The following is a 7,055-nucleotide window of genomic DNA, read 5'->3' on the forward strand; positions in this document are numbered from 1 at the left end:
CCTTCCCGGCCGGGAAGGGGGCGGTGCGCAGCCTGACGTGCGGGCTATCGGAGCGAGAAGACGGCGCTGTACTGCGTGCCGTCGTCCAGCCGGATGATCAGCTGGTAGCTCCCGGGCGCCATCCCCTTGGTCGAGAGGTTGTAGACGTACTGCCCGCCCGAGGCGCGGAACACGTTGCCGCTGTTGGCCGCACCCGGCGAGCTCGCCTCCTGCTCCTCACCCAGGTCCTTGCCCTCGGTGTCGTAGCTGCGGACGGTGGCCAGCGTCGCCGTCGCCCCCCTGACCGACGTCCCGGCGAAGTCGGTGATCCCGAACTTCACCGGCACGGTGCTGCCGGCCTTGAAGACGCTGGAGCCGTCGAGGTTGATCGGCTCCCGGACCTCGCCGTAGGCGTAGATCACCCGGTAGGTGACCGCCTCGGTGCGGCTGTTCCCGGCCTCGTCCGAGGTGGTCACCTCGAAGGTCTTCGTGCCGATCGACGAGGTGTCGAGCGTGGCCGGCCCGGCGCAGGTCGCCACGCCGGAGCCGCCGTCCTCGTCGGTGCAGGTGAACAGCGCCTCGACCGGCTGGCCCAGCTTGTACTCGATGCCGTCGTGCGGCGAACTCACCGTCGGCACCGTCACGTCGACGACCTCGTAGGTGACCGTCGTCGTCGTGACGTTCCCGGCGCGATCGGTGGCCGTGACGGTGAACTCGTGGGTGCCGAGCGTCGACGTGTCGATCGCGGTGCCGGCGTCGACGGTGCCCTCGCAGTAGCCCGCGGCGATGCCGGAGCCACCCTCCTCGTCCGCGCAGCCGAAGTCGGCGAGGACCTCGGTGCCGTGCTCGTACCGCGCGCCGTCCTCGGGGTTCTCCAGCGCGATGGTCGGAGCTGTCACGTCGAGCACCGTGTACTTCCGGGTGAGCGAGTCGGCGTTGCCCGCCTGGTCCGTCGCCTCGACCGTGAAGTCGTGGTCGCCGATCGCACCGGTGGGCACGGGCTCGCCGTCGGGCACGGTGCCCACGCAGGTGGCGAGTCCGGAGCCGCCCACCTCGTCCTCGCAGCCGTACGCCGCCGCGACCTCCTCGTGCCGGTCGAACGCAGCGCCGGCCTCGGGGCTGTCGATGGTGATGGTGGGCGGGGTCACGTCCTTGACGGTGTAGCTGCGGGTGACCGTGCGGGTGTTGCCCGCGCCGTCTGTCGCGGTGACCGTGAACGTCTTGGTGCCGACGGTGCTGGTGTCGATGAGCTCGCCGTCGGCCACCGTGCCGGTGCAGGTGTCGACGTCGGAACCACCGGCGTCGGTGCAGCCGAAGGAGGCAGGCACCTCCTCGTGCTGGACGAACTCGGCGCCGTCGGCCGGCGTGACGGCGTGCACCTGGGGAGCGGTGCGGTCGAGGCGGATCGGCTGGATCGTGCTGGCGCTCAGGTTGCCGTTCCGGTCGAGCGCGCGGACCTCCACGTAGGAGGTGCCCTCGCTGCTGATGCTCACGTTGCCGAGCGTGCCGGCGATCGTGCGGGTCCAGGCGCCGACGCTGCCGTCGGGGCCGTGCACGCGGTGCTCGAACCCGCGGATCCCGTTCGCGTCGGTGGCCGACCGGCTCACCGAGACGGTCGCCCGGTGCCAGCCGTTCGCGTTCGCCGCCGCCACCGGCGCGACGGTGACCACCGGAGCGGTTCGGTCGCGGAAGTCGTAGCCGTTCTCGAACGCCTGCTGCGCGAGCTTGCGCTGACCGGTGAAGGACGGGTGGAAGTGGTCCTGGGTGCTGATGTCGCGGTCGACGAACTGCCAGCGGGAGGTGTCGTGCGTGAGGTTGCCGTTCACCCGGTTGGCCGACATGTCGAACACGGCGCGGTCGTCGAAGCGGCAGCGCAGGATCGCCGCGCACTCCTGCTCGAGGACGTTGTTGAACTGCACGGTGCGCTCGCGGACCCGCAGCCGGCGGGCCTCGGAGGCGTGTGACGTCGTCGGGGTCGGGCCCGCATTGCGCGGTTGGGTCGGGTCGACCAGCAGGCTCTTGCAGGGGATGACCGAGCCGAAGAAGTTGTCCCAGAGCAGCCGGGCGAGCGTCGGGCTGTTGTCCTGGCCGCCGCGGGTCGCGCGCGGACCGGCCGCCGTGGAGTTGAACGGCCAGATGCCGAAGCCCTCGTTCTTGTGCGCGGCGCCGCGCAGGTACCAGAGGTTGTAGATGTCGGGCACCGAGGAGAGCTGCACCAGCGTCTCGGGCCGGTTGGTCTGCAGCCACTGCAGACCCGCACGCAGCTGGGTGCGGTAGTCGCTGACCGAGGTCATCTCGCCCTCGGAGGGCCGGCAGAGGTCGTTGCCGCCCATCTGCACGAGCACCAGGCCCGTGCCGGCCGGCACCGAGCGCGCCTGGTCGTAGAAGTCGTTGCGCATGTTCGCGCCGTTGGCCGACAGGTTGATGCCCACCGTGCCGGCGCCGCCGGGCAGCGCCCGCGTGCGCTGCAGGTAGCTGTTCAGGCCCGGCCAGTCGCCGGTGGCCCAGGAGTTCCGCAGCCGGGGGCTGCCGATCCCGCCGTCCTGCACGTTGACGGTGCCGCCGCCGTCGTCGGAGCCGGTGCCCTGGGAGATCGAGTCGCCGAGCACCGCGATGGACGCCGGCGGACCGGTCCGGGCCGGCGTCGGCGCCGGCGCGGCGGCCGCCTGGGTGGCCAGCTGGGTCGGCGTCGCGATGGCTACCTGCTCGTCGGCGACGAGAACGGCGCCGGCCGCGAGGGCGGTGGCGGCGACGAGCGAGGCCAGCGTGCGCCGGGCCCGTCGGATGGTCGAGCGGTTCACGAAGAGCACTCCTGGCGTCACGCAGCGTAAGGGGAGGGGACGCCGCGGAACGTACCGGAGGATGTGCGAGCCCGGTCACGCCCTCGCCTCAGCCGTCCCACCCGCCACGGCCGGCCACGGCCGTTCCCCCGGACGGGCGACTCCGGGGCGACTCCGGGGCGACTCTGGGCGACTCCGGGCGAGGCGCCGGCCGACGTCCTACGTGGCGTCGGTGTCGAACGGCGGCGGGACGGAGCGGTCCCGCGGCCGGCTGACGACCGAGGCGGCGGTGGCGCCGCTCCCCCGCTGAGCGGCCGGCTGCTCGTCGTCGAGGTCGTCGAAGAGCTGGCTGCGGATGAACGTCCGGGGGTGGTACTTGCGCAGGTCGAGGTCGCGCAGGTCGGGCAGGTCGTCACCGAGGCTCTCGTTCACCTGGGCACGCACGCCGGTGATCGCGGTGCGCACCTTCTTCAGCCCGGACGCCGCGTCCTTGGCCAGGTGCGGCAGCCGCTCGGGCCCGAAGATGAACAGCGCGGCGAGGGCCACGACGAAGATCTCGCCCCAGCCGATCGAGTCGAACACCGCCGCCCCCTCTCCGTCGGCGTCCAGAGTAGTGACCGCCGGCCGGTGCTCAGCCCGCCAGCGCCTGGATGCGGTCCAACAGCGCGGCGAGGCCGAACTCGAACTCCGCCTCCCCCGTCACCGTGGCCAGGCTGCCCGCGTGCGCGACCAGGTGGGGCAGCCGGTCGACGTCCTGGGCCGCGAAGAGCGACTCGAGGTCGGCGCGCCGGTTCTGCTCGTCGACGCCGGTCCGCGCCTCGAGCTGCACGTTGGCGACGGTGAAGTGGACGATCGCGAGGTAGGCCGCGACGGCGTCACCGGGTGCGAGCCCCAGGTCGAGCAGCGTGCGCAGGGCGGTCTCGCGCGCGGCCATGGAGTGCGGACCGAGCATCTGCGCGCTGCGGATCAGCGGCACGACCTCGATGTGCGCCAGCAGGTGGCCGCGGAAGCGGCGGGCCGTCGTCTCGAACTCCGCGCGCCAGCCACCCGCCGGCGAGGGAGCGACGGGCTCCATCCGGCCCAGCACGGCGTCGACGACGAGGGCCACCAGCTCCTCCCGCCCGGCGACGTGCCGGTACAGCGAGGCCGCCCCCGTCCCCAGCTCGTCGGCGACCCGTCGCATGGTCAGGCCGTCGGAGCCGTGCTCGCGGAGGACGGCCAGCGCCGCGTCGACGATCGCGTCGAGGGACAGCCCATCCCTGCGCGGACGGCGCTCGGGCGCCGCGCGCCGGCGGAGCCACCAGCCCGCCGAGCCGGGAGCCGGCTGCCTCGGCAGCGCCATGTCGACGTCCTTCCTTGACAGGCGGGAACACTGTTCGCAGAGTAGCGAACAACGTTCGCACTCGGCGGTCCCGAGCGCACCGACTCCCCCATGGAGAGCCATGACGCCCCGTCCGCAGCTCCGGCCCGGCCCCCTGCAGGGCATCCGGGTGCTCGACCTCACCCAGGCCCTCGCCGGTCCCTACTGCACGATGCTGCTGGCCGACCTCGGCGCCGACGTCGTGAAGATCGAGCCGCCGTCCGGCGACATGACCCGCTACCCGGGCCCGTTCACCGATGAGGACACCGAGCGCTCCTACGGCGGCTACTTCGCCAGCATCAACCGCGGCAAGCGCTCGATCGTGCTCGACCTCAAGGACGACGCCGACCGGGAGACGTTCCTCGCGCTCGCCGCGGGCGCCGACGTGGTGGTCGAGAACAGCCGTGCCGGCGTCATGGACCGCCTCGGCATCGGCTACGAGACCCTCGCCGAGGTCAACCCGCGGCTGGTCTACGCCGCCATCCGCGGGTTCGGCGACCCCCGCACGGGCGCCTCGCCCTACACCGACTGGCCCGCCTACGACATCGTCGCCCAGGCGATGGGCGGGCTGGTGTCCATCACCGGGCCCGACGCCGACCACGTCACCAAGAGCGGCCCGAGCGTGGGTGACATCTTCGCCGGCACCCTCGGCGCCGTCGGCCTGCTCGCCGCGCTCGTCGACGCCCTCCGCTCCGGCGAGGGCCAGTTCGTCGACGTCGCCATGTACGACGCCGTCCTGAGCCTGTGCGAGGGCGCCGCGTACTCGTACTCCTACAAGGGCGAGGTCCCGCAGCCCACGGGCAACGGCCATCCGATCATCGCGCCGTTCGACGTCTTCCCCACCGCCGACGGGCACTGCGCCATCGGCGCGCCGAACGACGCCGCGTTCGCCGTCCTCTGCGCGCGGATGGGCCGCCCCGAGCTGTCCAGCGACGAGCGCTTCGCCGACTTCCTGTCCCGGCTGGGCAACCGGCCGGCCCTCAACGCCGAGCTGGTCGCGTGGACGACCAGCCGGACGACGGCGGAGATCGTCGAGGCGCTCGGCGGAGCCGTGCCGGTCGGGCCGGTCAACGACATGGCCGCCATCTACGCCGACCCGCACGTCGCCGCCCGCGAGATGCTCGTCGAGGTCGAGCAGCCCGACGGCAGCCGCCCGGTCACGCTCGCGGGGCAGCCGATCAAGATGACCCGCAGCGGCACCGGCATCCGCACCCGCCCGCCCCGGCTGGGCGAGCACACCGAGCAGGTCCTCGCCGAGGCCGGGCTCGCCCGATGAGCGAGGACCTGCGGCTCACCGTCGACGACGGGATCGCCACGCTGACGCTGAACCGCCCCGCGAAGCGCAACGCCGTCACCTACGACATGTGGCGCGGCATCACCGAGGCCTGCCGGCAGGTCTCCGCCGACGACGCCGTCCGGCTGCTCGTCGTCCGCGGCGAGGGCGAGCACTTCTGCGCGGGCGCGGACATCTCCGGATTCGGCGCGGTCTCCCGCGAGGAGTACCACGCGGCCAACGAGGCCGCCGACGCCGCGCTGGCCGCCGTCCCCAAGCCGACAGTCGCGGTCATCACCGGCAGCTGCATCGGCGGGGGCACCGAGATCGCGCTGGCCTGCGACCTGCGCATCGCCGACTCGACCGCCCGCTTCGGCATCACGCCGGCCCGCCTCGGCATCGTGTACCCCGCCTCGGCCACCGAGCGCGCGGTCCGCGCGATCGGCCCCTCGGCGACCAAGCACCTGCTGTTCACCGCCGAGCTGATCGACATCGACCGCGCGCTGCGCATCGGGCTCGTCGACGAGGTGCACGACCCCGAGGACCTCCCGGCACGGGTGGAGGCGCTCACCGCGCTCATGGCCCGGCAGCGGTCGCTGCTCACCCAGATGGCCAGCAAGGAGATCGTCGACGCCGCCGTCGCCGGGCAGCCCGACCCCGCGATCGCCGCCCGGTGGGCGGCCGAGGTCGCCGCCTCTGCCGACCCGGCCGAGGGCATCACCGCGTTCCTGGAGCGCCGGGCTCCGCGCTTCGGCTGGACGCCCGGGTAGGTCAGGCCGCGTCGAGCGTCGCGCGCAGCTCCTGGGAGGAGCCGCCGCGGACGACCTCGACGGTGACCTCCTCGCCCGGGTCGTGCCGGTCGACGGCGACGACGAGCTCCTCGGAGCTGCCGACCCGCTCCCCGTCGACGGCGATGATCACGTCCTGCTCGCGGATCCCCGCCTCGGCCGCCGCGCTGCCCGGCTCGACGTTGAGCACCAGGGCCCCGTCGCGCGTGCCGTCGGTGACCGAGCGGGCGTTGACGCCGAGCGAGGCGTGCACGGCCCGGCCGGTGGAGATGAGCTGCTCGGCGATGTCGCGGACCGTGTCGATCGGGATCGCGAAGCCCAGCCCGACGCTGCCGCCGCCGACCGAGGCGATCGCGGTGTTGATGCCGATCAGGGCCCCGGAGGCGTCGACCAGCGCGCCGCCGGAGTTGCCCGGGTTGATCGGTGCGTCGGTCTGCACCGCGCTGATGACGGCGTTGGTGTCGCTGCCCTCGCCGGCCAGCCGCACCGGCCGCTCCAGGGCGCTCACGATGCCGGTGGTCACCGTGCCGGCCAGCCCGAGGGGTGAGCCGATGGCCACCACGGGGTCACCGACCACGACGTCGTCGGAGGTGCCGAGGGAGGCGGTGACCAGGCCCGGCTTCTCCACCTTGAGGACGGCGAGGTCGCTGGCCGGGTCGCGGCCGACGATGCGCGCCTCCGAGCCGCTGCCGTCGGAGAAGACCGCGCGGATCTCGGCACCCGAGACGTCGTCGGCCCCGGAGATGACGTGGTTGTTCGTGACGATGTAGCCCTCGCCGCCGTCGATGACCACACCGGAGCCCGTCGCACCCGACTCGCCGACCCGCACCTCGATGGACACCACGGCCGGGATCACCGCCGCGGCGATGTCGGAG

Annotated in this window: 6 protein-coding genes; 2 read left to right on the forward strand and 4 right to left on the reverse strand. The window is 73.2% G+C overall.

Going from position 1 to position 7,055, the window contains the following annotated elements; all coding sequences use genetic code 11:
- Nucleotides 1–44: 44 nt before the first annotated feature.
- The 3 genes from A6V29_RS01530 to A6V29_RS01540 all read right to left on the reverse strand — a co-directional run bounded on the left by A6V29_RS01530 (nt 45) and on the right by A6V29_RS01540 (nt 4,101).
- A complete protein-coding gene (locus tag A6V29_RS01530) occupies nt 45–2,780 on the reverse strand; it encodes a PxKF domain-containing protein (protein WP_137158644.1) in 2,736 nt (911 codons plus the stop codon).
- A gap of 198 nt (nt 2,781–2,978) precedes the next feature.
- Nucleotides 2,979–3,341 (reverse strand): twin-arginine translocase TatA/TatE family subunit, encoded by a 363-nt coding sequence (locus A6V29_RS01535; RefSeq protein WP_137158645.1) that lies wholly within the window; start codon nt 3,339–3,341, stop codon nt 2,979–2,981.
- A gap of 49 nt (nt 3,342–3,390) precedes the next feature.
- A complete protein-coding gene (locus A6V29_RS01540) occupies nt 3,391–4,101 on the reverse strand; it encodes a TetR/AcrR family transcriptional regulator (protein ID WP_137158646.1) in 711 nt (236 codons plus the stop codon).
- A 100-nt stretch (nt 4,102–4,201) separates the two neighbouring features.
- On the opposite strand from A6V29_RS01540, the gene A6V29_RS01545 reads away from it, so the two are divergent.
- The gene (locus A6V29_RS01545) at nt 4,202–5,395 is read left to right on the forward strand and encodes a CaiB/BaiF CoA transferase family protein (protein ID WP_137158647.1); all 1,194 of its coding nucleotides are present in this window, start codon (nt 4,202–4,204) and stop codon (nt 5,393–5,395) included.
- Complete coding sequence (locus tag A6V29_RS01550) at nt 5,392–6,162, forward strand: enoyl-CoA hydratase/isomerase family protein (protein ID WP_137158648.1); 771 nt, start codon at nt 5,392–5,394, stop codon at nt 6,160–6,162. The genes A6V29_RS01545 and A6V29_RS01550 overlap by 4 nt, the downstream gene beginning before the upstream one ends.
- A gap of 1 nt (nt 6,163) precedes the next feature.
- Here the strand turns inward: A6V29_RS01550 and A6V29_RS01555 are convergent.
- Nucleotides 6,164–7,055, reverse strand: an 892-nt coding sequence (locus A6V29_RS01555; RefSeq protein ID WP_137158649.1) for a S1C family serine protease, incomplete at its 5' end; no start/stop codon positions are given.

The sequence above is a fragment of the Blastococcus sp. CCUG 61487 genome (assembly GCF_005222955.1).
Lineage (GTDB): Bacteria > Actinomycetota > Actinomycetes > Mycobacteriales > Geodermatophilaceae > Blastococcus.